Origin of the sequence: Dyadobacter sp. (assembly GCF_039919315.1) — a bacterium.
Classification (GTDB): domain Bacteria; phylum Bacteroidota; class Bacteroidia; order Cytophagales; family Spirosomataceae; genus Dyadobacter.
This window is the reverse complement of record NZ_JBDSFX010000072.1, coordinates 20,076-44,087: the sequence shown is the minus strand read 5'-3', so window position 1 is coordinate 44,087 and position 24,012 is coordinate 20,076. Positions and strand designations below refer to the sequence as shown.

Sequence of the window (24,012 nt, the reverse complement as noted above, 5' to 3'; positions counted from 1 at the left end):
GGTTTAAGCTTTGGTGATCAGTTTGTAGCCTTCGCCGTGCAGGTTCAGAATTTCCAGTTGCGGGTCTTCTTTCAAAAACTTCCTGATCTTGCTAACATATACGTTGAGGCTATATCCGCGGTAATGTTCCTCGTCGCCCCAGATGCCGACCATGGCCGTTTCGCGGGTGAGTACTGTGTTTTCATGCTCACAAAGCATTTTCAGCAGCTTGGATTCAATGGAAGTGAGTTTGATCACTTTGTCCAAAACGGTTAGCTCCCGCAATTCTGCATTGAAACTGGACTGGCCCATGTTGAAACGGTCTATCACCTTCGTCTTTTCCTGAACCTTCACCCGTTTGAGAATAGCCCTGATCCGCAGGTAAAGCTCTTCCATACTGAAAGGTTTGGTCAGGTAATCGTCCGCACCGATCGTCAGCCCCTTGATCTTATCTTCTTTCAATGATTGACCGGTCAGGAAAATAATGGGTATCGCATCATTGATCTCTTTGATTTCCCCGGCCAGTGTGAACCCGTCTTTTTTAGGCATTTTGACGTCCAGCACACAAAGGTCAAACGGTTTCAATTTGAACGTTTCGAGACCTGCCACCCCATCGTGTTTGAGTGTGACCTTGCATCCCCTCATTTCCAGGTATTCCTTGGTAAGCTCACTATATTGTACTTCATCATCAATTAGCAGCAAGTGGATGTTGTCCATGGATTACGACGTTAAGTCTAACATTGAGTAGCGATCTAATTATATGAATAGAACAAGACCAAATATACACTTTTCCAGGAACTGAAATTATTTCACCAAAAAAAGTCCTTGCAGGAGTCGTAAAACAAGGCCTATATTTACTTATCGGAAAGGATCGAGGGCTGTTGACCATTAACCATTGATTGCCGACCGCTGAATGCCGACAGCCGTCTCGCTTTTTAGTAAAAACTAAACCTTGAATGGAAAAAGAAAATACTGCTTCTGGAGTGAAAGAAATAGCGAGGCGTGCGAATGTCTCCACCGCGACAGTTGACAGGGTGCTTCATAACAGGACCGGCGTTTCAGAAAAGACTAAAAAGAGGATTAACGATATCATCAAAGAGCTTGACTATCAGCCTAATATTCTGGCCAGCAGGCTTGCCTCCAAAAAGATCATTACCCTTGCAATCATTATACCGAGTGTTTCGGAAGAAACTGATTTCTGGCTCGCACCATTGAGTGGTGTTCGGCGGGCGGAGGCTGAGATCAGGCAATACGGTGTGCAGACGCTGACTTTTTTCTTCGACCTGAACGACAAGGAGTCATTTGCCGAACAAATTAAGCAGGTACTGGCTCAGGATGTGCACGGTATCGTTATCGCGCCAGCTTTTGTGGAGGAAACCAGGGAATTTGCGACGCAATGCATGAAACGGAAGACCCCGTTCGTATTCATTGACTCCAACATTCCCGATCTGCACAGCCTTTCATACATAGGCCCCCACCTGTACAAGAGTGGATACGTGGGTGCGAAGCTGCTGACTTACCGGCTGCAACCTGATGCTAAAATTCTGATCATCAATATCTCCAAAGAGACTGATAATTATAACTATTCGGAAATAGAGGAGGGGTTCAGGGCTTATTTCAATGACCATGTCCAACCCAATGACATCGTTCGGATCGACATCAGTGAAACAGATTACCAGTCAGTGTCACGGCACCTTACCTATGTCTTCCATTTGAATAAGGATATAGGGGCGGCTTTTGTCACTAACTCGCGCGTCCATACCGTTGCTTCATTTCTTAAAAACAGTCACCGTACCCACGTTTCTCTGATCGGTTATGATTTCGTAAAGGAGAATGTAGGTTATCTGGAAACCAATGTCATCGACTTCCTGATCTGCCACCGGCCCGAGGATCAGGGTTATCGGGGTGTTATGGCGCTGTATCAGAAGCTGGTGATCAATTCTTCGGTGACAAGGCTGAACTACATGCCGATTGACATTGTGACGAAGGAAAATTATGAGTTTTATCAAAATTGAGACAAGACAGCGCATACATTGCCTTTTCGACAAAATTTTATCCATATAAATTAGAAAAAAATAGAATTGAATAAATCTTTTATATCTTTACGGGCACGTGCCCGTAACTTTCCTATCCAATCAGATTTCTTACACCAACAGACCCTTACACCTTGGAAAACATTAAAACCAAATTACTGAGATGGCTTAAATCGCTTGGTCCCGGGATGATCACGGCTGCGTTGGTTTTCGGACCTAGTAAAATGACGATCACTTCAAAAATGGGTGCACTTTATGGCTATTCATTGTTGTGGCTTGTCGCCGTGGCAATATTTTTTATGGCAATTTTCACCGCAATGGCAACTCGCATCGGGGTGGCGACTGACATTTCCCTGTTAGCGACGATCAGGCAGAAATGGGGTAAGAATGTTGCGGTTGCGATGGGTATAGGTGTGTTTTTGGTGGCCACGTCATTTCAGGCGGGGAACTCTATTGGGGTGGGTATTGCCGCTGGTGAACTGTTTCATACTTCATCGGTTCCGTGGATTATCTTTTTTAATTTTTTTGCGATTTGTTTGTTGTTTTTCCGAAGCTTTTATTCAGTGCTGGAAAAGACGATGATCTTCCTGATTGTGGTGATGCTGTTTTCTTTTATCACTACTTTTTTCTGGGCCAAACCGGACCCCGCCGAAATGGTGAGAGGTTTGACGACGCCTCAGGTTCCCGAGGGCTCTCTGGGGCTGATCATTGCTTTTACAGCGTCCTGTTTTTCCATAGTAGGCGCATTATACCAGTCATATCTCATTCAGGAGCGTATTCGGGCCAATCCTGCCCTGAAAAATAGCAGGAATGACAGCATTAGTGGTATCGTTTTACTTGGGGTCATGTGTTTTATTGTCATTGTGTGTGCAGCGGCGATATTGAATCCGAAAGGGATCACTGTCAGCTCTGCAAGTGATATGGCCAAGGCGCTGGAACCACTGTTTGGGAGTAATGCATCCGTTTTTTTTCTGATCGGTTTGTTTGGGGCCGCTTTCTCGTCGGTGATTGGTAATGCTTCGGTGGGAGGTACATTGTTGGGAGATGCGCTGGGGTTAGGCAGTAATTTCTCTTCAAAACCAGTACGTTACCTGGTAGCATTGGTGATGGTGATTGGTGCTTCGGTAGCGATCCGGTTTGGTAAGCTGCCACTGGAACTGATCGTATTTGCGCAAAGCGTGACAATCTTCGTGGTTCCGTTTATCGGTACGGCCATGTACTTCATTGGAAATGACAGGAAAATAATGGGAGAAAAGGTCAATAATACTTTTGTGAAGATTTTCGGAGCATTGGGCCTGATCATTATTTTTTCGTTGGCTATCATTAACAGTAAAGAATTATTTTTTAACAATCCGCTTTTTAAATAATGACCGGAACAGCATCATTGGAAGAAAAATGGCTTAGCCCCTCAGACGCACTGATTGAGGATATGAAAAGCATGAAAGGGGATATTATGATCCTCGGAGCTGGTGGAAAAATAGGGCCGAGCATTGCCCGGCTTGCCCGTCAGGCGATCGAACGCGCAGGGTTACCGACGCGTGTCATTGCGGTTTCACGATTCAGTGAAGAAGGGTTGGTAGATGCACTGAATGAGGAAGGTATCGAGACGATTGTTGCTAACCTAATGGATGACAGTCAGTTGCAGGCACTTCCCGAAGTGGAAAATGTGCTGTATCTGGCCGGTACCAAGTTCGGGACGTCGAACAATGAGCCTTATACCTGGGCTATGAACACATACCTGCCGGGCCGGGTGGCTGAAAAATACAAAAATTCAAAGATTGTCGTTTACTCGACCGGTAACGTGTACCCGTTCACGACTGTGGCTTCTGGCGGCGCTACTGAGGAGCTGCGCGCTGACCCTGTGGGCGAATACGGGCAATCGTGCCTGGGACGCGAACGGTTGTTCCAATACTTTTCATCGTTGCACGGTACGCCATTGCTGATTTACCGCTTGAATTATGCGATCGATTTCAGGTATGGTGTGTTGCTTGAAGTAGCGAAGTCTGTTTTAAATGGCAAACCAATCGATTTGAGTACGGGGCATGTGAATGTGATATGGCAGGGCGACGCGAATGAAATGGCGATCCGATCGCTGCTGCATTGCGAGGCTCCTTCCAAAATATTGAACATTACGGGGCCTGAGACGGTTTCGCTACGTTGGCTGGCCAGGGAATTCGGACGTATATTCAATACCGAACCGCAGTTTGTAAATGAAGAGCAGGCAACGGCTTTGCTGAGCAATGCGGCGGAATCTTTCCGGCTGTTTGGATACCCGCGTACCACCCTGAAACAAATGATCGGCATTACGGCCCAATGGTTGCAGGAAGGCGGACAGACTATTAATAAACCGACTCATTTTCAGGAGCGTAAGGGCCAGTTTTAAGGCATAACTGCGGGTTAACTGATTGAAAATGCATTTGAAATAATAAAATTGAAGGTAATGCTAAGAGAAGAATTGAAGAAACTGCTGTTTGAGGGAACAGTCATTCCTGCGCATCCGCTTGCATTGGATGCGGACCTGCAACTGGATGAAAACAGGCAGAGAGGCCTGACAAGATATTATATGGCTAGCGGGGCAGGAGGGATAGCGATAGGGGTCCATACGACCCAATTTGAGATCCGCGATCCGGAGGTTAATTTGTTTGAAAAAGTATTGCAAATGACTGCTGATGAGATAGATAAGGTGCAGTTGAATCGTCCGTTTATCAAAGTCGCCGGTGTGTGCGGACTTACTGCCCAGGCTGTGAATGAGGCCAACATGGCGGTGAAGTATGGGTACGATATGGGCCTGGTGAGCATGGCGGCATTCAAGGAAGAGCCGGAATCGGATATCATCGAGCACATTAAAACCATCGCAAATATCATCCCTGTTTTTGGTTTTTATCTGCAAGCTGCGATTGGCGGCCGGGTTTACAGCTACGACTTTTGGCAGCAGTTTGCTGAGATCCCGAATGTATGCGCGATCAAAGTGGCTGCATTCAACCGGTACCAGACGCTGGATGTGATGAGAGCGGTTTGCAGTTCATCGAGAAAGGACGAAATCGCATTGTATACCGGTAATGATGATAACATTGTGGCCGATCTGATTACGCCTTACCGTTTTAATATCGATGGTCAAATCGTTGAAAAACGCTTTGTTGGTGGGCTTTTGGGGCATTGGGCCGTATGGACTGAGAGGGCTGTCGCATTGCTTTCGACCATTCAAACGACCATTGAAAATAAAGGAGATCTGTCCAAACTACTGACGTTGAATGTGGAAGTGACCGATATGAATGCGGCCATTTTTGACCCGTCGCATGACTTTCACGGATGCATAACGGGCGTACATGAGGTGTTGCGCAGGCAGGGGCTACTGGAAGGTATTTGGACGCTTAATCCAGACGAAAGCCTTTCGCCGGGACAATTTGAAGAAATTACAAGGGTGACGGAAGCTTACCCGCACCTGATCGATGATGAATTTGTAGTTAGACTTGGCAAGTCTTGAAGACTTACCAAGTCTTGTTGCTCAGATTTGCTTGATCGTTTTAAATATCTCAGCGTGAGGTTGTTCACCTTCGAACGTTTTCACCAGATTTCCTTTTTTGTCATAAATAGCAATGTAAGGGAAAGAGCGGATCTGGTAATATCGCTGAACCAGGTAAGAGGTCCCTTCCGTGCCGACTTTGATATTGGGATAAGTGCCAAGCCGGTACTGGGTCACAAACGGTTTGAGCATGTCCATCGCCTGGAACGTCACCATGACAACCTGCTTGTTGGCGATGACATTGTAGTTTTTCAGCATGTCTTTCGTAAAATCCTGGCAATGATCACAGTCGGGTGAAAAGTAGACCAGTACGACCGGTCCGGCTGCAAGTTGCGAGGATGTAAACTGCTGGCCGTTGGTAAGGCGGATCTGGAATGGGGCGATCTTACCAGAACTAGCGGCTGATTGTGAGTAACTTGTGATGCTTGCTGTCAGAAGCAAAAACAGAATAGCTAATTTTCGGTTCATTATATTGCGACTCATTAGTACTAAGAATCTGCAAGATATTAATCTTTTGAAGGACTAGCTCTCTACCTTTTCAGTTACTTTTTCAAAAATGTTACGTAGCTGGAAAGTATGTCTTTTGGAATGAGCGATAATGAAGGAGAGCCATTCCAGACGGGTGAGTTCGCCCAGATTGGGAAAACGAAAACTTGTGCAGGTCAGCGTCAGGTCTTCGGTACCAGCAATCGCTGCTATTTGCGCCCTTTTGTTTGCAAAGCCAGATAGCAATTGTCTCTGATCGTGCGGCCCTTCCGAGGGTATAATGAAAGATGGTGCCTCCAATTTCGTGCTGAAATCCAGAAAAATCGAATCGATAATGGCTATTTTCTCGCCGCTGTCGCGGTTATCACGGTTGGTCGGGCCCAGCAATGTCTCAGGTAATCCTCCTTCCGATTTTAATATGTGTTCGGCGACCTGTCCGGCCGTCCAACTGCCTTCAAATGGCACAATATTGATCTGGTCAGGTTCGAAAGCGGATAGCGTTTTTAGGAAATTCTCAGTCGTTTCGTCGAGATCTTTCAGAATATCAGCGGTTTTCATGGTCTGTTGGTGGTTGAAGTGACTGTTTCAGTTTTCAGAAAAATCCTTGATTTTTTCCAGTGCCTTATCCCATGCCGCCGCCATCATTTCGAAATACTCGCTACCCATATCACTTTGAATATCAAGACGGATGTTGTCGCCGTTTTCAGTCAGCCAGTAACATTCCCGGAAGCCTTTGACAAGCTGAGCGTCGGGGCTTTCGAAATCTTCAATTCCATTTCTGACCATTCCGGTATATTCGATAACGAGTTCTTCGCCGGGCTTGTTCGACTCGATAAATCCAATGATACCGCTCTTGCTATCGTCCTGAAACACAACTTTGCTTCCCTCTTTCCAATCGGATTCAGCGTAAGTACCCTCGCTGAATTCCGCATACCACTGTCGCGAATAATGGTCATCCATTAATACATTCCAGACTTTTTCTTTGGGAGCATGAATGTCAACCGATTTTTTAATGACCATCGTTTCCATGTTGATTGATATTTAGTTTGAAGTAAATTGATTTAAGTGAGCGTCAATCTTGCTATTGACAATACAAACCTACTGGCATTTACTGTAAAAAATGGGGTGTAAATATGTCAAATAGAGGGGTTGAATGCGACAAACGCCAGGATATACCTTCAATGGCGCGGAAGAGATTAAATTCCGTTGATCTACTAGACATCTTTACAATGAAAATCACAATATTAGGATTATATATGTCAACAAGCGGAAGTAATATTTGACGTTATCTTATTGTCTTACAGTATCATATCTAACGAGACGTATACTCTTGGTGGGTGAGATCTGGAAACTTTATCAGCAAAACTTTTTTCTATATTTATTGTGTTGTAGCAGGGTATATAGTTTTATATTTACAAAAGCGTTATTTCAAAAGGCAGATTAGAAAAAGAATTTAAAGCATATATATATGGTAGTTGAAGGCAACATAGAAAGTGTTGATGTTGTTAGAAAACAAATAGACAGTTTAAGCTACAACATCAAAAAGATATTTTGTGAAAATTGTCAGGAGGTTGGAATACCTGGTAATCCCGTGGATTTTACGGAATTCGTTGTAAATACTATTGACGAACTAGTCGCATTATCGACTGTGTTGACTCATACGACTGTCCTGGATAGCGACCTTCCTAGTGTCAACAGTGTGATATCTTCTTACCGGTGGGTAGCATTGGAGCTCAGAAAGATGGGTGATTTTTTAAAAAACTACATTGCAGAAGAGTACTTTAAAATGTATTTGAGTAGGATACAAGACCTTGAAGAATCTGCTGATGATCTTGACATGATTTTTTCCCAATTGAAAGATGATCAAAAGTTTAATGATTTGACCAAAGAACTAGAAGGTCTCTGATGGTTATTTGTTGTACCAGAGCTTTTAAAGATGAGGTCGATAAGCTTATAAAAAACAACTCATACAGCGGCATCACAATTGCGCTGAAAGACTACCTTAAAGTTGACAAATTAACCGATCTTGCCGGGGAGATTTGTTAAACAGAAACCCGCGATTCCCATTCCTCAAAGATCGGATCGAAGGCAGTAGTGGATTTAGAATTTATCAATTCTTGCACTATAAAGGCGACCGAGCGGTACTGGGTTATATTCATCCAAAGACAGGAGCCAGTGGTAGGCAAAATACGACAGCAAATGAGCGTAAAGATATTTTGACCCAAATAACACAGAGTATTAAAAGTAATGACCTCCTCTATCTATCATTAACCGATGATGGGATAATATTCAAGGATGAGCCTCAAGAGTCAACCGAATAGGCATTGAATGCGACATACTATTTCTTTACTTTTGATTTATGAAGCACATATCAGTTCTTGTTCCAAAAGGTGACGCCGCGCTGGGAACCATTGAAGGGCCTTTTAAATTCTTTTCCTTCGTCAACGATTTTCTGACCGCCATGGGAAAAGAACCTGCCTTCAAAATACAATTGGTAGGTCTATCTTCGGAAATTCAAAAATACAGTGGTGTCTTTGGCGTAACGCCCGACGCTACTATTCACAACATTGAAAAAACGGATCTTGTAATCATTCCTGCGGTGAATGGCGACAGAGATAGCGTCATTGAGATGAACAAGGAATTCTTTCCATGGATTATCAAACAGCATGATGCAGGCGCGGAAGTAGCAAGTCTTTGTGTAGGGGCTTTTTTACTGGCTGCAACGGGTATTTTAAACGGAAAAAACTGCACTACACACTGGATGTCAGCGGGAGATTTCAGGAGAATGTTCCCGGATATCAATCTCATGGACGACCGCATCATCACCGATGAAAATGGCGTGTATACCAGTGGAGGAGCCAATTCTTTCTGGAACCTGCTCGTGTACCTCGTGGAAAAATATGTAGACCGTGAAATGGCGATCTATACCACCAAGTTTTTTATGATCGAAATTGACCGCAATTCGCAATCGCCCTTCATCATGTTCACCGGTCAGAAAGGGCATGAAGATGATACTGTCAGAAAAGCGCAGGAATTTATTGAGAAGCGCTTTCAAGACCGGATAACGGTCGATCAGTTGTCAGAAATGTTTGCCGTTGGGCGCAGGAGTTTTGAGCGAAGGTTCAAAAAAGCGACTTCCAATTCTGTGATCGAATACATTCAACGCGTGAAAATAGAGGCTGCCAAGAAGAGCTTCGAGGTAAGCCGGAAAAATGTCACGGAACTGATGTACGAGGTGGGTTATACGGATACCAAAGCTTTTCGCAGTACATTCAAAAAAATCACCGGGCTCTCGCCTGTGGAATACCGGAATAAATACAATAAAAGTGCCATGAGCGCTTAAAAAGCATTAAAGCTCTGGATTAGTTCCAAAGCTTTAAGAGGCTCTTGCTTGTTCTACCTGGTTTCGAAGTATAAAATGTCACGCGGAATAGGAGAGTTCTGATCTCCTTTTGTGATGATAAATGTAGGAGACGGCGATGATTGCCAGCCCCACAAAAAGGGGTGCCCACATTTTAGGCGCGTCCCCAGACGCAAAATGCGAATATATTGCCCCGATCAGATCGTAAGCCAGCCCTGCGTACGCCCACTCTTTCAGTCTGGGGTAGCCGGGGATCAGTATGGCGATGATACCCAGGAGTTTAGCGATCCCAAGAAACGGCACCAGGTACACGGGGTAACCGATCCTTGTAATGTGCTCGACTGCCTCAGGAGCCGAAATCGCATCAAAAACCGACCCGATTCCCAATAACACGGCCAGGAGACCGGTAAAAACCCAATAGATGATGTTTGTTTTTTTCATGATAAAAAGTTTTTAAGAAATTAAAAAATGGCAGACATGGCTAATAGATATCCTGCCGGACAATGGTAAAGTTGTTGGTTGCGAGACATTTTTTTACATCTATTCGACTAATGCGCAACCGAATGGTTTCAAAATTAAGCGAAACTGTTCGGTTGCGCAAACTATTCGGGCGTTTTTTTTATTTTTTCTATTTTATACCTAAAAACAATTGAACTACTGGTACTTGACTAGCCTCAATGAAGTGCGCTTGCGTCGGGGAGTGATATCATTCATGATTTCAGCGGCAAAACCGAAATCCTGTAATAGCCTGATCAGGCAGGCCGAGCGGATATCAGGGCTGTCACTCCGAACGCGAAGTACTTTGTCGCAGTCTTCCAGGTCAAAGCTGGCAGCATACCCGTCAAATAACCTGTGAATCTGATCGATCAGGAGTTTGGCTTGAACGTATTGCTGCACATTTGTTTTAAAAACTTCTACCATGTCGCTATCGTTATGATCAGGTCTCGATCTTGATTCGGCTCTCCAATGAATGATATCAACGCATTGCTCAACAGACTGAAAATAACGTCCGCGATCACTGACCAGCGGACATTTTCCGTGCAACAAACTTTGCAGGATAAATTCAATAAAATGGATGCGATTTGCGACAGAAAAAGGGGGGGATTGTGACAATCGGGGGTTTTGGTAGCCATAGGTAGAGTGAAGCAAGAGCAGGTAGAAGCAGAGCATCACCGTATTATGGACCGCCAGCGATAAAACAAAAGTTGGGCGTAGTCTAAGACCGCCAGCGGTTTGACTACGTCCGAGTGAAAGGCGGTCTCCGACCGCCCGACATGTGACCAATAGCAACACCAGCCGTCTCAATATTAAAACATGAGTCAGAGCTACACCATCCAAGACCAATCAGCACCCCATTACTTGACATTTCAGGTGATTGATTGGGTCGATATTTTTTCAAGAAAGATTTATCGTGACATTGTTATTGACAGCATGAAGTTCTGCAGAAGTAAAATGGGCTTGGAAATATATGCTTATGTTATTATGACGAATCATGTTCACGTGATATGGAGAGCAAGCAACGACAATCTATCCGTGGTAATAAGAGAGTTTAAAAAATTTACGGGACGCACAATTATTGAAGCTATACAAAATGAACCAGAAAGTAGGCAATACTGGATGTTGAAGCGCTTCGAGTTTGCTGCCATGCGAAACGTTCGTAATAGTTGTCACCAATTTTGGACCCACGAAAATCATCCGGTTGAATTGTATTCAAAGAAATTCATTGAGCAAAAGTTTAATTATATTCATGCTAATCCGGTTAGGGCAGGATGGGTTGAGAAGCCGGAAGATTACTTGTATTCCAGTGCTCGGAATTATGCAAATGAAAATAATTTGATGGAAATTGATTTGATGTAGGTGGTTTTGCGGTCGGAGACCGCGGTCGCTCGGACGTACCGGGCCGCCGGGCGGACCGAGTCTACGCCCAACTTTCTTGACGTATTCGGATCGCTAACGTTCTGAATACAGCGCTCAGAGACCACTAACGGTAAAAGAGTTGGGCGTAGTCTAAGACCGCCAGCGGTCCGACTACGTCCGAGTGAAAGGCGGTCTCCGACCGCCCGCATTTCCATCATTTACCAGCATTATAAATACTCAATAAAAATGCCTTACTAATCCGCGTCGCGGCTTTTTCGCATAAATGACCTTGTCCTTCGGGTGCATCCACGCCCTGGCCTTTGCTTGGGCAGGCCGCAGTGGAGCGGTACTCGTCGCAGATCCGCCAGACGGCGCCGAGTTTGCAACTTCCATTGTTCGACTCAATTTGTTCGAGATCGAAAATGACGTCCTTGTCCCGGAATGTGTCTTTCATCCATTGCGCGACCTTCATTTTGGCAGCATTACCCTCGTCCTTTGTGGCAATGTAAATGAGAGGAGGTGTCACATGCACGAAACGGATACCCGGTACCTGTGCCCGCAGATCGTCGATCACTTGTTTATAAGCCGTTTTTACTTCTTCCATATTATCGTCACGAATGTCGGCATAGCCAAACTTGAAAATGGCGATCTTGACAATACTTTTATGGGTCAGCACATGCTTTTTGAACTCAGCTATTTTTTCAAACGGCATACCGTTGGAAGCACTGAACACATTGCCGCTCAATCCCTTGTCAGGTTTTTCAGTCAGGTCGAAATATTCGAAACGGAAACCATTCGCGGAGGCACCATCTTCCAAGTCTGCACCGACGGACTGGTGCATGAATATCGTATTCCAGCCCTTAATGCGGTCTCGTTCAGATACCGAAAGCTTTTCCCAGGCTTCGATACCTTCCGTCCCGACTACCCCGGCTTCTCCTTTTCCGGGCGTGGTAGTGATGGGATCGGGATCTTTATCGGTACCCGACGGATCGGGCTCGTTTTCAGATTTGGAACAGCTAAAAAAGCCGAATAGTAAGACGAAGGCGATGATTTTTTTCATTGCTAGATTGGAATGGTCGTTGTTGTTTCAAAACTATTCAGGACCTTCTGGCCAGGCAACCGACGATAGACGAACGACATTTTAAATAGACCAGCAACTAAATCGGGGCGGTATGCACATTGTTTTATCAGAAAGTGCCTTAAATTTGACTACCTATCAATGACCCTTTTCAAACCATGACCGGACCGGCCGTTTACAGCTGCATTATTATCGACGATGATGAAATTGATCGTTTGACGACATTGATGTATGCACGAAAATATCCGTTTCTGGACATTAAGGGTGTTTTCTCATCAGCGAAAGAGGCGGCGGACGCATTGCAAGATGGCAGCGTCGATGTTCTGCTCAGTGACATTGATATGCCGGAGGTTACCGGTCTCGAATTCAGGGCCGGTATGATGCATGTTCCCGCCTGCATTTTTATCACAGCTTATCCTGATTATGCTGCGGAAAGTTTTGAAATGGAGGCTTTTGATTTTTTGGTAAAACCCATAAAAGCCGAGCGTTTCGAGCATAGTATGAACCGTCTGCAACATTATTTTGAGTTGAAACGGAAGGCAGAATTGTTTGAATACAGCCTGGGAAGTGACAATACTGTCTTTATCAAAGACGGTCATCAGCAAATTAAGTTGAACTTGCACGACATTGTTTATCTCGAAGCATTAAAGGATTACACGCGCATAGTTACCACAACCAAAAAGTATAGCGTGCTCTCTTCCATTGGAAATTTGCTACTTAACACTGCATTTCAGTCATTTTTGCGCATTCACCGCAGCTACGCGGTTCAGCGCCATTTTATCGATAAGGTTACCCCGCAGCAGGTGTTTGTGCGCGATTATTCATTACCGGTAGGCCGTAGTTTCAAGGATGTTTTGATCAATTTAAAATAGACCGTTATGACTCTGCGGTTTGTGATTTTTGTTTTGCTTTCCATTAGTATTCCCACTTTTGCTCAAAAGCAGGGGCAGGAGCTTATTGATTCACTGGTAACTGAGCTTCCCAAAGTCACGAACGATACCCTGAAAGCCAGGCTTTACAACAGAATCATCAATGAATACTTCCTTGTAGATGCCAAAAAGGCACTTTTTTTTGGCAGACAGGCTCTGAGCCATACTACGCGAATGAAGTGGAATAAGGGAATTGGTGTTTTTAATTCAGTTATAGCACGTGGGTTCAGTAGTCTGGGCAATTATGATTCTTGTATGTACCATAATCAGCTCGCACTGGCTTTTCACAGGAAGGACGGTGATACCCGGAACATGGCGTCCACGCTGAACAATATGGGTGCCGCCGAGCAAAATTTAACAGCCAACTATCCCAAAGCGATACAATACTATCTGCAAGGGTTGAAAGAGGCCGATAAACTGGACGATAAGTATATGGTGGGGGTGGGTTACGACAATGTGGCGCAGATCTATTTTACACAAAAAAATTACCCCAAGGCACTGGATTACGCTTTTAGGAGCCTGCGCATACGTGAAAAGTTGCCGGATACAGATGTCAGCAGGACGTCGCAGGAGGTAGCCAACTCATTTAGCAGTATTGCCGGCATTTATATGGAAATGCAAGAGCCCGCCAAAGCGAAAGCCTACTACCAAAAAGCGATTACGTTGTACAACGATGCCGGAAATAATGAGGGACTGGCCAAAACCTATTCCAATTTCGCGATCTTGCTGGGAACCGATTATCGTAAAAAAATCGAGTATGGTTTAATGGCTGAAAAACTCTGGAATGAGATAAATCCTTCCGACACGAAGGCAGTGACCAATACTGGTAATCTGGGGTCTGCGTATCTGGATATGTACCGTGATGATACGCTTTCCCTTCCGGGCTATTCCAAACCCTACCTTCTGGCAGAGGCTGAAAAATACCTGAAAAAGGCTGTGAGGATCAGCGATGAAAGTGGTGACATTAGCAACCGGGCATATTATACCGGCATATTGGCCGAATTGCAGGCGCTTAAAGGAGACTACAAAAATGCTTATCTCAATTTCAGAGACTATCAGACGGTGCAGGATTCATTGTTTTCTCAGGAAAGCAAAAACCAGATCGCAGGTCTGGAAGGCGAAAGGGAGATCGCGTTGCGGGATAAGGAAATTCAGATTAATAAACTTGCATTGCGAACGCAGAAAAACCAACAGATCGGTTTGATCATTGGTCTGGCAATGTTGGCGACCATTGGAGGGTTACTTTACTGGCAAAGCAGGATGCGGAAGCGAAGTAATATCAAGCTGCTTCACCTAAACAGCGAGCTGGATGAGGCTAATCAGGTGAAAGCGCGGTTCTTTGCTATCCTGAGCCATGACCTGAGAAGTCCGGTGGCTAATCTGGTCAACTTCCTGCATTTACAAAGGGAAGCTCCTGACCTGATGACGCCGGAAATGGCGGACGCTCATGAGAAGCGCATCACCGGATCGGCGGAGGGTTTACTGGAAACGATGGAATCCATGTTGCTTTGGAGCAAAAGCCAGATGCAGCAATTTAAGCCGCAAGCCAGACCGGTGGCTGTCAGTGAGCTTTTTAATTACATTGAGAGATTTTTCTCTGGAACGTCCGGTGTTAGTTTCAGTTTTGAAAATCCTTCGTCGCTGGTCGTGGTGACGGATGAGGATTACCTGAAAACCATCATGCAAAACCTTACACACAATGCCGTGAAAGCATTGAGGCAAACGACGGATGCGCAAATTCGATGGGAGGCGCGGGAAGAAAATGGGTCAATCGTACTGGCGATCATGGATAATGGCCCTGGTGCTTCCGAAGCACAGCTCGAAGCGCTCTACTCGGATCAGGTTTCTATCGGGATCAAGTCGGGCCTTGGTCTGCATTTGATCAGAGACCTTGCAAAAGCTATTTCGTGCCAGATTTCCGTTACGCCCAATTTGGATCAGGGTATGGTTTTCAGGCTGGCATTTGTTACTATTAGCTAATTAGTTCTGCTCAATTTATTCAATTTCCCCAGGCAGTTACTACCAGGTTTCTTGTCCCGCCGTGATCACGGTGTTCGCACAGATAAATCCCCTGCCAAATGCCTAGTGCAAACTTGCCATTTCGAATCGGTATCATCACGGAACTGCCAAGGAGAGAGGCCTTTAAATGTGCAGGCATATCGTCGGAACCTTCGTAGTCGTGCTCATAGTCAGGATCATTTTCAGGCACTGACTTATTAAAATACATTTCAAAATCCTTCCTGACCGTTGGATCGGCATTTTCATTGATAGTCAATGAAGCGGAAGTGTGCTGAATGAAAACCTGACATATACCGACCTTGATTTCTGAAATCTGAGGTAGTGCATACAAAACTTCACCGGTAATGAGGTGAAAACCTCTCCTTTTCTCTCTCAGTTGAATGCTTTGCTGAAATATTTTCATTTTGAACTTGCCCTGTTTTGCACCGCAAGAAAACACAAATCCACCTATTTTAACACCCGAAAATAAATATGTGTAGCCGCGGGAGATTCTATCAGGTTATATTTTTCCAGTTCAATGTGTTCTTCACTGATTGTTTCAAACAGCCTGGTACCACCGTTAAGCAACACATGGGCAATGTGGATATGCAATTCGTCTGCCAGCCCTTTACTCAGGTATTGCCGAATTGTATCCGCACCGCCCATGATCCAAACATTCTTGTCGGCGGCTGCTTTTCTTGCTTCTTTTAATGCATCCTCAGGCCCGGTAGTGATGTAGGTAAATCCGGGTACCGCCAGCTCGGGCACCTCTCTGATCAGGACAAATGCAGGTACCTCGAACGGTGTGGCACTTCCCCACGCATCTGGAATGGCAGTTGTATAGGTACGCCCACCGGTGATCACCGACCCGGAGCTGCTTACCATTTCATTCAGAATTTTCTCATCTGCGGGTGTTTTGCCTTTGAAGAGCCAGTCATGTAACCGTTCACCACGGACACCGAGCGGAGTTTGCGGCGATATGTCCCGGCCAGCAATATAGCCGTCCAGGGACATAGTAATGTCCAGAATCACTTTTTGCATCACTTGATCAGATTGATTTTAAAGAGGTTAATGCATTACATATATTTCATGGCGGGATAGTTGAGCAGCCTTCTCCATAGTGCTATCTGCCCGATCACGTTTGCCTCGCGGTAGCTGATGAAAGTGATTAGATCGTAAAGTGGAAAGGTCATATCGGGTCCCATATGAATGAGTTTTTCCAGATTTTCGTCTGTCAAATTGAGCAATGCTTCTTTCAATATTGGGCTGATGGCATCCCAGTCTTGTCTGAAAACATCCAGCGAAGGATATTTCACATCTTCCTGAATTCCCTTATTGTCCTTAAAAAGATCCGAAGATGTTTGTTTTTGATCCAGGCCCAATTCCCTGGCTAGCTCATAGCGCTGTTCAACTAGGCTACCCGACAGCCATGCAATGTGATTTGCTTTGGTATCAAGACGATTATGGGTGTCATCATCTGAGATTCCGTCAAGAACATTTCTGAAATAGGTCGTTTGCATATCATATAATGAAATGATCGCGTACAACTTGCTGCTTTTTAGATTTTCCATTTGGCTTTTGGTTTATTGACTAGTGTATAAAAACATTACTCTTGCATCACTGAAAGGATATTTCCTGCCGGATCGGTAAACCATGCCACTTTTGGCCCTTCACCTCTTGAAATGTTGTCTTCGTCGGTTTTTAGTCCCGGGTAGTCGTAGCTTTCGAACTTTACGCCTCGCTCTTTTAATGTTTTAACGGCTTCGTCGATGTCGGAAACCGGAAAATTGAGAACGGTAAATGTGGCTGGCTGGTGATTGGGTTTTTCATAAACAACGATCTCGTAGCCTCCATAAATATGCAGTTTCAGCAAAGGCATTTCCGCTACCTCTGAAACTTCCAGGTTGAGTGTCTCTCCGTAAAACTGTTTGGCTTTGGCTAGGTTATCTACCGAAAATCCGCTGAATGCTTTGGTTTTTCTAAACATGATGTTGATTTTTAGTTTGTTGTGAATAATTATCTCAATGCGGTTTCTGTATCATAAGCTGTTTCAGGCTTTTTATAAACCAGCGAAAGCTGACGATAGGCTGCTGATTGCATGGCGATCAGCGTGACAATTAAACCGACTACTCCGGTGACCATAAATAAAAGTGCCAATCCTCGGTCAGTTCCGGTACCAAACCATGAACCGATGAGCCCGGCTCCTTTGCCTGTGGTCATGAAAGGAATAAATATGTACTTGGCGATAGGTCCGATCATAAATGCTGTGAGCGGCGAAGCAGCTTGCTCAATGCTTTGCGCAAAACCAAAAACACGGCCCTGACGGTCAGGAGGGATCACTTTTTGAAGAATAGTTTGCTCGGTTGCTTCTACCACAGGTATCAGACAGAGGTAGACGAACATCCCTGTACCCAGTAGTATGATGGAAGCCTGCACGGGGAAAATGATACAAACTATCCACATCGCGATGTTGGCGAGGAACAATGTTCTCAGCGGTTTCTTGCCTAGTCCCTTTTTAGCAACGATGAGTCCACCCACGATAAAGCCGAGGCTCAGTACTCCCCAAAGCAAGCCCCAGGTTTGTACCGAAACCATAGATAGGCCGTAGGCATCCATCAGGGACATAAATACGCCTCCGAGGAAGTTGTTGAAGGTGTTAAAAAAGATCAACCCGAAGAGCCCCGGTACCAACCCGACAGCAGCGATTGTTCCCCGGATATCGATACTTTCCATATGCGAGTCCGTGTGAACAACGCCTTCCTCGTGAATAGAAATAGTGGTTAAATGGATCAGTACCAGCACTGTGAGGCCGATCGCCAGCACAAGCATCCAGAGTATACCCATAAATCCGATTACGAGCCCGCTGAAAATCGACGCGACTAAAAAGGAGACACCATTGACAGTTCCCACCATACCATTTGCCTTGTCCCTCGTATCCTCTGGAATCAAAATGGTGACGACCGTCGAAAGTGCTATGGCACGGATATTACCGGCAATCGCACCAAACAGGCAAAGCGTAATAAACAGCCACAGATAAATGCTGGAATCATCATTAAATGTATCCGTCGGGGTCGTCAGGTAAATTATTAACGCCAGTATATAAAGTACCAATGTCACAACGCCCGAAAGCATCATGGAGGTTTTCTTTTTGTAGCGATCAACCAGCGAGCCCAGGAAAAATCCTGAAATGGCAACCGTAGCCAGGTATACCCCGGCCATGACAGAAGTTGCCAGCACTGATTTTGTTTGAAGATAGACCCAGAAAGTCACTGCAAACCAAACAGAATTGTTGGTTAGCGAAGCAGCTAGGGAATTTGCCAGTATGGCATAAAACGTTTTCATGGCTTTCTTTCGGTTACATGCTGAAATTGAGACAATTTCCAATCCCGATATACAAAATTACCAGCTACTGCCTTTACATTAGGCGGCAGTATAGGACAATTTAAGGGTGGAGTTGTGCCAATAAAAGGCAGCCGGGCAAAAAGCCATGAAGGTATTATTGGGGATCCACCCGTTTCCTCGCAGCCGGTACAGCACTTTGTGGCTTCATGGATTGTATCTGCGACGGTGATTTTTGCGCTGTCGGTGGCGGAACGGTTGTAGTTTGTTGTACTGGCGCAACTTGTTGGTTTGGACTATTTTGTTGCGTTGTCGTGGTGGTAGTGCCATTTTGCTCTGCCGGCATTACGGTTGAGCTTTGAGTAGTACTAGTGGTACCGGCCGGATTCTGCTGTTGCTGCTGGATAACCTGCGTTTCCAGGTTGGAAAGAACCTGGGGCTGGGTGGTAGCACTCGGCTGATATCGCTCAGGGAATGTTCGGGGATCCTGATTGGTATTCACTTTTGGTACCTGGCCGGCCTGTGTGGGTTGGGCTGGCTGCGTATTGACTGGCGCACCTGTGATCTGTACACTTCCGGCAGGCGCTATCTGTCCGGTCGGTTTCGGCTGATGACCTGCAAAAGGACGGCTTGGCTGCCCGGATGAAGGTCTGGCTATTTGTCCGGTGGGTGCTGGCTGGTTTCTGACCTGGGCAATGCAATGTGCTGTCCCTATGGTTATAAACATAGTAGCAGCGGATATCAGGCTTGCGATTTTCATGTGTGGCTTCTTGTGATTGATAAATAATTTCAATGTTACACTCTTACTAAGATAGTTATTAAAATTATTCCACAAAGAATTGGCCTTTTTTAATGCATATATCCCCCAACCGAAGAAATTACGCCGTCACTTGGTGTGATGTATTTCTTCAGTCGGGGATGATTATGCTCATGGCTAATAGTATTGCTTAGTCTCGCGCCCAGAAGAAAGGAGGTTGTATGCCCAGTGATCGCAGGTACACAAATCCCTGTGCGCGGTGGTGGACCTCGTTGTCAATCAGATATAGTATGGTGCCATAGATGGTATTTTCATATTGACCAAAAGCAGCCTCCACTTCTTGGAAACGGCCTTCTGGTACTTGCGGCCACAGGTGGTCGATGTATTCGGTTACCAGGTCCCAGAGCTGCAATATCTCTGCTTTGGTAGGGGGCGGCGGTGTGCTGCTATCCAGTACCGGCTCGCTGAAAGTCCATTCGCCGTACGCGATCCCACGGATTCCGGGAGCCGCCAAACCGATCATTTCCATAGCCAGTTGGGCGAAAGTGCGCATGCCGCCAATCGAATGATCATAAAGTTTATCCTCAGGAAATGCCTCAATAACCTTGCGGGTAAGGCGGCGATGCCCCTGCCAATGTTCCAGTAATGCATCGGATGGGATAATGCCCGCAATAACGTCGATTTCGCTGTTCTGAATGTTTTTAGTTTCCATGTCAAAGGTTTTTGTTGTTTAAAGTTTGATAACATTACAAACTAAACACCTCCCAGTGACAGCAGTATGTCAGCAGGTTTTTCGACACGTGAAATTTTTTACTTCGACCACCGAATGCCTACTCCAATTTCGGCCCAAGCTTATACACTTTCCCCTTCTCAGTGGCAAACGTGACGACTTTGTCACCGTATCTTACCTTACATGTGTTGCCGGTTTTGGAGAGGATTTGAATGTTGCCCAGTTTGCCTTGCTTCCATTCCATGGTTAGTTCAAATCCGCCTCTTGCGCAAAGACCGGCAATTTTTCCGTCTGGTAAGCTGGCGGGCAAGGCAGGAAGCAAATGCAGCTCTCCCAGGTGACTCTGCACCAGCAATTCCAGGATCCCGGCGGCCCCACCAAAGTTTCCGTCGATCTGGAAGGGCGGGTGCGCGTCGAAAAGATTAGGGTAGGAGCCTCCGCCGCCTTTTTTCTGAGCTGCATCGATCACCGGATAAAACAGTTTGCGGATCATGGTGTAGGCATGCTCGGCATCCAGAAACCGGGCCCAGTAGTTGATTTTCCACGCTAGGCTCCATCCCGTACCATCATCACCCCGAAATTGCAGGGATTTTTTGGCAGCCTGGATCAGGTCCGGCGTCTGAGAAGGCGTGATTTCTTCACCCGGGTACACGCCCCACAGGTGGGAAACGTGGCGGTGATGACTTGCAGAATCGTCAAGGTCGGTCATCCATTCCTGTAATTGGCCATATTTTCCAATGTGGTTAGGGGCTATTTGTTCCAATGTTTTGGTGAGTTTTGAAGCAAATTCCTGGTCCGTTTTCAGTACTTCCGACGTGGCAATGCAGGCGCGGAAAAGCCCGCGGATGATCTGGTGGTCCATGGTGGGCCCGGCCACGAGTCCGCCATTTTCAGGGGAATTAGAGGGAGAACTGATCAATTTTCCGGAAACCGGATCTTTCACTAGGAAATCCAAAAAGAATATGGCTGCGCCTTTCATAAGCGGGTAAGCGGTGTTTTTCAGGAATTCTTTATCTTGCGTAAAGCGGTAATGTTCCCAAAGATGCAGGCTGAGCCAGGCACCGCCGGTTACCCATATCCCATGATCCGAAGCATTGATCGGGGCCGCGCCGCGCCAGATATCCGTGTTGTGGTGCAAGACCCAGCCATTTGCATTATAATGTTCCTTTGCAACCTCACTGCCGGTTTGCGATACTTCTTTGATCATTGAAAACAATGGCTCGTGACATTCACTGAGGTTGGTCATCGCCACCGGCCAGTAATTCATTTCAGTGTTAATGTTGACCGTGTACTTGCTGTCCCATGAAGGATTGAGCTTATGGTTCCAGATACCCTGCAAATTGGCTGGCTGGGTACCTTTCCGGCTGCTGGAAATCAGCAGGTAGCGGGCATATTGTACGTACAATGCGAGCAGGGAAGGATCATCCGGTTGGTCTTTAAACCTGATCAGTCGCTCGTTGGTAGGTAGCGAGGACTGGGTTTTGGAAGGGAGATCTAGCTGGAAACGGTTGTATAATGTTTGGTAATCAGCCAAATGTGCCTTTTTTGCCAGGTCGTAGGCGGGAATGCTTTTTAGAATCTGAGCTGTTTTTTCGGAAGGATTGCCGTCAACCTGATGATAGTTTACAAAATTGGTTGCAGCGGTCAGCACAATAGTCGCCTGTGAGGCGTTTTCAACAGAGATCTTACCATTAAGCTGGGTTAGCTTTCCATCGGTAATAACCTTAACCCGTGCCACACCTGCCAGCACACCCTTCTCGACATTCACTTCCAGCATCAGCTCATTACCAGTTCCTGAGATCTTTTTGGCGGTATGCAATGCATCCGTACGAACAGCGAATCCCAGTTTTCCGGCCTTGCTGCCCGTTAATTTGATGAAAATCGCTTTGGCGGGAAAACTTGCAAAAACTTCGCGTGAGTAATCAATGCCATCCGCGTTGTAGGTCACTTTGGCCAGTCCGGTTTTTAGGTCCAATTCTCTTTTATAATCCTTGTAATGGGTATGTCCTGGAAAATCAATGTATAGATCGCCAAAAGCCTGGTAAGCCATTTGTCGCATCGGTGCGCCCATAAACTGTTCGGTAGCCAGGTTTTCAGCTTCCTTTTGCTTGCCATTATTGAGCAATGAGCGCATTTCGTCCAGATACTGGTAGGCACCTTTGTGAGCGTAACTCCTTGGCTCACCGGTCCATAATGTTTCCTCGTTGAACTGGATCTGCTCGGTAGCAACGCCTCCGTAGATCATGGCGCCCAACGTGCCATTGCCCACAGGCAGCGCGTCTTCCCATTGGCCGGAAGGTTTTTGATACCATAATTTTTGGTCAGCCTGGCCGAAAACGGCGGAAGAAATAACCAACAGCAGGCAGGTAATAGAGCGAATGTGTTTCATAGCATTAAGTATTGCGTACAGAAATTCTGACGTGCTTTTCCAAAGTCTGCCCGTACAGCCATTCATAAAACGCCGGATATGAGCAGTACTACCTATTAAAATGAGCACCAAATCCTATTCATGGCCGCCTTTTGTACCTCTAATTTTGTAGCGTTCAATGCGTCGGTAACGATTCAGGGATTTAAAATCATTAGCAGTTTACATTCAAAAAATCATTAGCCATGAAAAGAATTCTTTTTGCAAACATACCGTTTGACGGTCATTTCAATCCGCTCACCGGCCTCGCCATGCATCTCAAATCGCTGGGCCACGACGTAAGGTGGTATTCAAGCAACTTTTACCAGACAAAAGTCCAAAAACTGGACATTCCATTTTATTCATTTAAGAAAGCATTGGAATACAATCAACATAGCGTGAATGAAGTATTCCCTGAGCGCGTCAAAGCCAAAAGCCAGATCAAAAAATTGCAGCTGGATATCAAAAATTCCTTTGTTTTAAGGGCCCCGGAATTTTTCGAAGATATCCAGGAAATCAATGAAACCTGGCCATTCGATCTGATGATCTCGGATGTTGCTTTTACGGCTATCCCTTTTGTAAAAGACCTTTTGCACAAAAAGGTAATCGCTGTCGGTGTGTTCCCTTTGACAGAGAAATCACGGGATCTTCCTCCGGCAGGTCTGGGAATGGTGCCTTCTGACACTTTTTTGGGGAGAATAAAGCAAGACTTCCTCCGGGCGTTTGCCGATCATGTTTTGTTCAGAGAGTCTGCTGTGATCTTTAAGGAAATGTTTAAAGAATATGGCATTGGGCCAGTCAAAGGCAATATTTTCGATATCTTAGGACACAAGTCTGACCTGCTGCTACAAAGCGGAACACCGGGATTTGAATACAAGCGGAGCGATCTGAGTGCGCATGTCAGGTACGTAGGCGCATTACTTCCGCACGCTGGAAAGGCAATGCAACTTCCCGACCTGGGCGACAAACTGAACGCCTATGAGAAAGTGATCCTGGTAACGCAGGGCACATTGGAAAAAGACCCGGAAAAAATCATCGTGCCTACATTGGAAGCATTCAAAAATAGCCGGTATCTCGTCATCGCGACTACCGGTGGCTCACAAACTGCCCAGCTCCAAAAGAGATTTCCTGAGGATAATATCGTGATCCGCGACTTTATACCTTTTAACGACATTATGCCACATTGCCACGTGTACGTCACCAACGGAGGCTACGGAGGAGTGATGCTGGGTATTGAGAACAGGCTGCCGCTGGTTGTGGCCGGTATCCACGAAGGGAAAAATGAAATCAATGCGAGGGTAGGATATTTCGAACTTGGAATCGATCTCAAAACAGAATTTCCGAGCCCGGAACAAATCCGTACCAGTGTTGAAAAAGTACTGTCCAACGGTTTTTACAGTAATAATGTGCAAAAACTAAGCACGGAATTTAGAAACTATAACCCGCTGCTGCTCTGCGAACATTACATTCACGAACAATTAGATATCCCAGTCAAAGGCCCTGACGTATATTCTGAATATCTTTGATCTTCCTACCTC

General features: G+C 45.7%; 25 protein-coding genes. 10 read left to right on the top strand and 15 right to left on the bottom strand.

Annotation, left to right across the window (positions count from 1 at the left end; translation table 11 throughout):
• Positions 1–3 precede the first annotated feature (3 nt).
• On the bottom strand, positions 4–696 hold the full coding sequence (locus tag ABIO93_RS19930) for a response regulator transcription factor (protein ID WP_348070859.1): 693 nt from the start codon (positions 694–696) through the stop codon (positions 4–6).
• Between the two features lie 239 nt (positions 697–935).
• On the opposite strand from ABIO93_RS19930, the gene ABIO93_RS19925 reads away from it, so the two are divergent.
• From ABIO93_RS19925 to ABIO93_RS19910, 4 genes are all read left to right on the top strand, one after another.
• A complete protein-coding gene (locus tag ABIO93_RS19925; RefSeq protein WP_348070857.1) occupies positions 936–1,994 on the top strand; it encodes a substrate-binding domain-containing protein in 1,059 nt (352 codons plus the stop codon).
• A 152-nt stretch (positions 1,995–2,146) separates the two neighbouring features.
• Positions 2,147–3,379 (top strand): Nramp family divalent metal transporter, encoded by a 1,233-nt coding sequence (locus tag ABIO93_RS19920; protein ID WP_348070855.1) that lies wholly within the window; start codon positions 2,147–2,149, stop codon positions 3,377–3,379.
• Positions 3,379–4,395, top strand: coding sequence for an NAD(P)-dependent oxidoreductase (locus ABIO93_RS19915; protein WP_348070853.1), 1,017 nt, complete (start codon positions 3,379–3,381; stop codon positions 4,393–4,395). Before ABIO93_RS19920 ends, ABIO93_RS19915 begins: the two co-directional genes overlap by 1 nt.
• A gap of 57 nt (positions 4,396–4,452) precedes the next feature.
• Entirely contained in the window at positions 4,453–5,496 is a 1,044-nt protein-coding gene (locus tag ABIO93_RS19910; RefSeq protein ID WP_348070851.1) for a dihydrodipicolinate synthase family protein, read from the top strand.
• A 21-nt stretch (positions 5,497–5,517) separates the two neighbouring features.
• Here the strand turns inward: ABIO93_RS19910 and ABIO93_RS19905 are convergent, their stop codons facing one another.
• The 3 genes from ABIO93_RS19905 to ABIO93_RS19895 are packed head-to-tail and all read right to left on the bottom strand — an operon-like array spanning position 5,518 to position 7,050.
• Positions 5,518–6,003: a TlpA disulfide reductase family protein gene (locus ABIO93_RS19905; RefSeq protein WP_348070849.1), complete on the bottom strand. Its 486-nt coding sequence runs from the start codon at positions 6,001–6,003 to the stop codon at positions 5,518–5,520.
• A 54-nt stretch (positions 6,004–6,057) separates the two neighbouring features.
• Positions 6,058–6,579, bottom strand: a complete 522-nt coding sequence (locus ABIO93_RS19900; RefSeq protein WP_348070847.1) for a DinB family protein — start codon at positions 6,577–6,579, stop codon at positions 6,058–6,060.
• A 27-nt stretch (positions 6,580–6,606) separates the two neighbouring features.
• The gene (locus tag ABIO93_RS19895) at positions 6,607–7,050 is read right to left on the bottom strand and encodes an SRPBCC domain-containing protein (RefSeq protein WP_348070845.1); all 444 of its coding nucleotides are present in this window, start codon (positions 7,048–7,050) and stop codon (positions 6,607–6,609) included.
• 439 nt (positions 7,051–7,489) lie between these two features.
• Here ABIO93_RS19895 and ABIO93_RS19890 point away from each other — a divergent pair, with 439 nt between their 5' ends.
• Together ABIO93_RS19890 and ABIO93_RS19885 are read left to right on the top strand one after the other, a co-directional pair.
• Positions 7,490–7,927 (top strand): hypothetical protein, encoded by a 438-nt coding sequence (locus ABIO93_RS19890; protein ID WP_348070843.1) that lies wholly within the window; start codon positions 7,490–7,492, stop codon positions 7,925–7,927.
• A gap of 453 nt (positions 7,928–8,380) precedes the next feature.
• A complete protein-coding gene (locus tag ABIO93_RS19885) occupies positions 8,381–9,364 on the top strand; it encodes a helix-turn-helix domain-containing protein (protein ID WP_348070841.1) in 984 nt (327 codons plus the stop codon).
• Positions 9,365–9,442: 78 nt separating this feature from the next.
• On the opposite strand, the gene ABIO93_RS19880 is transcribed toward ABIO93_RS19885, so the two are convergent.
• Both ABIO93_RS19880 and ABIO93_RS19875 read right to left on the bottom strand, forming a co-directional pair.
• Positions 9,443–9,823, bottom strand: coding sequence for a DoxX family protein (locus ABIO93_RS19880; protein ID WP_348070839.1), 381 nt, complete (start codon positions 9,821–9,823; stop codon positions 9,443–9,445).
• A gap of 213 nt (positions 9,824–10,036) precedes the next feature.
• Positions 10,037–10,495: a hypothetical protein gene (locus ABIO93_RS19875; protein WP_348070837.1), complete on the bottom strand. Its 459-nt coding sequence runs from the start codon at positions 10,493–10,495 to the stop codon at positions 10,037–10,039.
• 201 nt (positions 10,496–10,696) lie between these two features.
• On the opposite strand from ABIO93_RS19875, the gene ABIO93_RS19870 reads away from it, so the two are divergent.
• Entirely contained in the window at positions 10,697–11,239 is a 543-nt protein-coding gene (locus ABIO93_RS19870) for a transposase (RefSeq protein WP_348070835.1), read from the top strand.
• Between the two features lie 214 nt (positions 11,240–11,453).
• Here the strand turns inward: ABIO93_RS19870 and ABIO93_RS19865 are convergent, their stop codons facing one another.
• Positions 11,454–12,299 carry a hypothetical protein gene (locus tag ABIO93_RS19865; RefSeq protein ID WP_348070833.1) on the bottom strand — a complete coding sequence of 282 codons (846 nt, stop codon included), beginning with the start codon at positions 12,297–12,299 and terminating at the stop codon, positions 11,454–11,456.
• 176 nt (positions 12,300–12,475) lie between these two features.
• On the opposite strand from ABIO93_RS19865, the gene ABIO93_RS19860 reads away from it, so the two are divergent.
• Both ABIO93_RS19860 and ABIO93_RS19855 read left to right on the top strand, forming a co-directional pair.
• The gene (locus ABIO93_RS19860) at positions 12,476–13,189 is read left to right on the top strand and encodes a LytTR family DNA-binding domain-containing protein (RefSeq protein WP_348070831.1); all 714 of its coding nucleotides are present in this window, start codon (positions 12,476–12,478) and stop codon (positions 13,187–13,189) included.
• A 6-nt stretch (positions 13,190–13,195) separates the two neighbouring features.
• Positions 13,196–15,226 (top strand): tetratricopeptide repeat-containing sensor histidine kinase, encoded by a 2,031-nt coding sequence (locus ABIO93_RS19855; RefSeq protein ID WP_348070829.1) that lies wholly within the window; start codon positions 13,196–13,198, stop codon positions 15,224–15,226.
• Between the two features lie 19 nt (positions 15,227–15,245).
• Here the strand turns inward: ABIO93_RS19855 and ABIO93_RS19850 are convergent, their stop codons facing one another.
• The 8 genes from ABIO93_RS19850 to ABIO93_RS19815 form a co-directional block, all read right to left on the bottom strand.
• Entirely contained in the window at positions 15,246–15,668 is a 423-nt protein-coding gene (locus tag ABIO93_RS19850; RefSeq protein WP_348070827.1) for a secondary thiamine-phosphate synthase enzyme YjbQ, read from the bottom strand.
• Between the two features lie 44 nt (positions 15,669–15,712).
• Complete coding sequence (locus tag ABIO93_RS19845) at positions 15,713–16,285, bottom strand: dihydrofolate reductase family protein (RefSeq protein ID WP_348070825.1); 573 nt, start codon at positions 16,283–16,285, stop codon at positions 15,713–15,715.
• 35 nt (positions 16,286–16,320) lie between these two features.
• A complete protein-coding gene (locus tag ABIO93_RS19840; protein WP_348070823.1) occupies positions 16,321–16,815 on the bottom strand; it encodes a DinB family protein in 495 nt (164 codons plus the stop codon).
• Positions 16,816–16,850: 35 nt separating this feature from the next.
• Entirely contained in the window at positions 16,851–17,231 is a 381-nt protein-coding gene (locus ABIO93_RS19835; RefSeq protein ID WP_348070821.1) for a VOC family protein, read from the bottom strand.
• A gap of 29 nt (positions 17,232–17,260) precedes the next feature.
• The gene (locus ABIO93_RS19830; protein WP_348070819.1) at positions 17,261–18,586 is read right to left on the bottom strand and encodes an MFS transporter; all 1,326 of its coding nucleotides are present in this window, start codon (positions 18,584–18,586) and stop codon (positions 17,261–17,263) included.
• A gap of 154 nt (positions 18,587–18,740) precedes the next feature.
• The gene (locus tag ABIO93_RS19825; protein WP_348070817.1) at positions 18,741–19,343 is read right to left on the bottom strand and encodes a hypothetical protein; all 603 of its coding nucleotides are present in this window, start codon (positions 19,341–19,343) and stop codon (positions 18,741–18,743) included.
• 187 nt (positions 19,344–19,530) lie between these two features.
• Entirely contained in the window at positions 19,531–20,052 is a 522-nt protein-coding gene (locus ABIO93_RS19820; protein WP_348070815.1) for a DinB family protein, read from the bottom strand.
• Positions 20,053–20,170: 118 nt separating this feature from the next.
• Positions 20,171–22,459, bottom strand: a complete 2,289-nt coding sequence (locus tag ABIO93_RS19815; RefSeq protein WP_348070813.1) for a glycoside hydrolase family 95 protein — start codon at positions 22,457–22,459, stop codon at positions 20,171–20,173.
• 221 nt (positions 22,460–22,680) lie between these two features.
• Between ABIO93_RS19815 and ABIO93_RS19810 the strand changes: the two genes are divergently transcribed.
• Entirely contained in the window at positions 22,681–24,000 is a 1,320-nt protein-coding gene (locus ABIO93_RS19810; RefSeq protein ID WP_348070812.1) for a glycosyltransferase, read from the top strand.
• Positions 24,001–24,012: the final 12 nt, after the last annotated feature.

What these genes read in the sequence shown, in the direction of transcription:
- ABIO93_RS19900 (WP_348070847.1), bottom strand. Translation starts at nt 6,579, where the DNA reads ATGAAAACCGCTGATATTCTGAAAGATCTCGACGAAACGACTGAGAAT.
- ABIO93_RS19860 (WP_348070831.1), top strand. Translation starts at nt 12,476, where the DNA reads ATGACCGGACCGGCCGTTTACAGCTGCATTATTATCGACGATGATGAA.
- ABIO93_RS19885 (WP_348070841.1), top strand. Translation starts at nt 8,381, where the DNA reads ATGAAGCACATATCAGTTCTTGTTCCAAAAGGTGACGCCGCGCTGGGA.
- ABIO93_RS19855 (WP_348070829.1), top strand. Translation starts at nt 13,196, where the DNA reads ATGACTCTGCGGTTTGTGATTTTTGTTTTGCTTTCCATTAGTATTCCC.
- ABIO93_RS19825 (WP_348070817.1), bottom strand. Translation starts at nt 19,343, where the DNA reads ATGAAAATCGCAAGCCTGATATCCGCTGCTACTATGTTTATAACCATA.
- ABIO93_RS19915 (WP_348070853.1), top strand. Translation starts at nt 3,379, where the DNA reads ATGACCGGAACAGCATCATTGGAAGAAAAATGGCTTAGCCCCTCAGAC.
- ABIO93_RS19830 (WP_348070819.1), bottom strand. Translation starts at nt 18,586, where the DNA reads ATGAAAACGTTTTATGCCATACTGGCAAATTCCCTAGCTGCTTCGCTA.
- ABIO93_RS19910 (WP_348070851.1), top strand. Translation starts at nt 4,453, where the DNA reads ATGCTAAGAGAAGAATTGAAGAAACTGCTGTTTGAGGGAACAGTCATT.
- ABIO93_RS19810 (WP_348070812.1), top strand. Translation starts at nt 22,681, where the DNA reads ATGAAAAGAATTCTTTTTGCAAACATACCGTTTGACGGTCATTTCAAT.
- ABIO93_RS19925 (WP_348070857.1), top strand. Translation starts at nt 936, where the DNA reads ATGGAAAAAGAAAATACTGCTTCTGGAGTGAAAGAAATAGCGAGGCGT.
- ABIO93_RS19820 (WP_348070815.1), bottom strand. Translation starts at nt 20,052, where the DNA reads ATGGAAACTAAAAACATTCAGAACAGCGAAATCGACGTTATTGCGGGC.
- ABIO93_RS19870 (WP_348070835.1), top strand. Translation starts at nt 10,697, where the DNA reads ATGAGTCAGAGCTACACCATCCAAGACCAATCAGCACCCCATTACTTG.
- ABIO93_RS19890 (WP_348070843.1), top strand. Translation starts at nt 7,490, where the DNA reads ATGGTAGTTGAAGGCAACATAGAAAGTGTTGATGTTGTTAGAAAACAA.
- ABIO93_RS19840 (WP_348070823.1), bottom strand. Translation starts at nt 16,815, where the DNA reads ATGGAAAATCTAAAAAGCAGCAAGTTGTACGCGATCATTTCATTATAT.
- ABIO93_RS19930 (WP_348070859.1), bottom strand. Translation starts at nt 696, where the DNA reads ATGGACAACATCCACTTGCTGCTAATTGATGATGAAGTACAATATAGT.
- ABIO93_RS19815 (WP_348070813.1), bottom strand. Translation starts at nt 22,459, where the DNA reads ATGAAACACATTCGCTCTATTACCTGCCTGCTGTTGGTTATTTCTTCC.
- ABIO93_RS19865 (WP_348070833.1), bottom strand. Translation starts at nt 12,299, where the DNA reads ATGAAAAAAATCATCGCCTTCGTCTTACTATTCGGCTTTTTTAGCTGT.
- ABIO93_RS19905 (WP_348070849.1), bottom strand. Translation starts at nt 6,003, where the DNA reads ATGAACCGAAAATTAGCTATTCTGTTTTTGCTTCTGACAGCAAGCATC.
- ABIO93_RS19895 (WP_348070845.1), bottom strand. Translation starts at nt 7,050, where the DNA reads ATGGAAACGATGGTCATTAAAAAATCGGTTGACATTCATGCTCCCAAA.
- ABIO93_RS19850 (WP_348070827.1), bottom strand. Translation starts at nt 15,668, where the DNA reads ATGAAAATATTTCAGCAAAGCATTCAACTGAGAGAGAAAAGGAGAGGT.
- ABIO93_RS19845 (WP_348070825.1), bottom strand. Translation starts at nt 16,285, where the DNA reads ATGCAAAAAGTGATTCTGGACATTACTATGTCCCTGGACGGCTATATT.
- ABIO93_RS19835 (WP_348070821.1), bottom strand. Translation starts at nt 17,231, where the DNA reads ATGTTTAGAAAAACCAAAGCATTCAGCGGATTTTCGGTAGATAACCTA.
- ABIO93_RS19880 (WP_348070839.1), bottom strand. Translation starts at nt 9,823, where the DNA reads ATGAAAAAAACAAACATCATCTATTGGGTTTTTACCGGTCTCCTGGCC.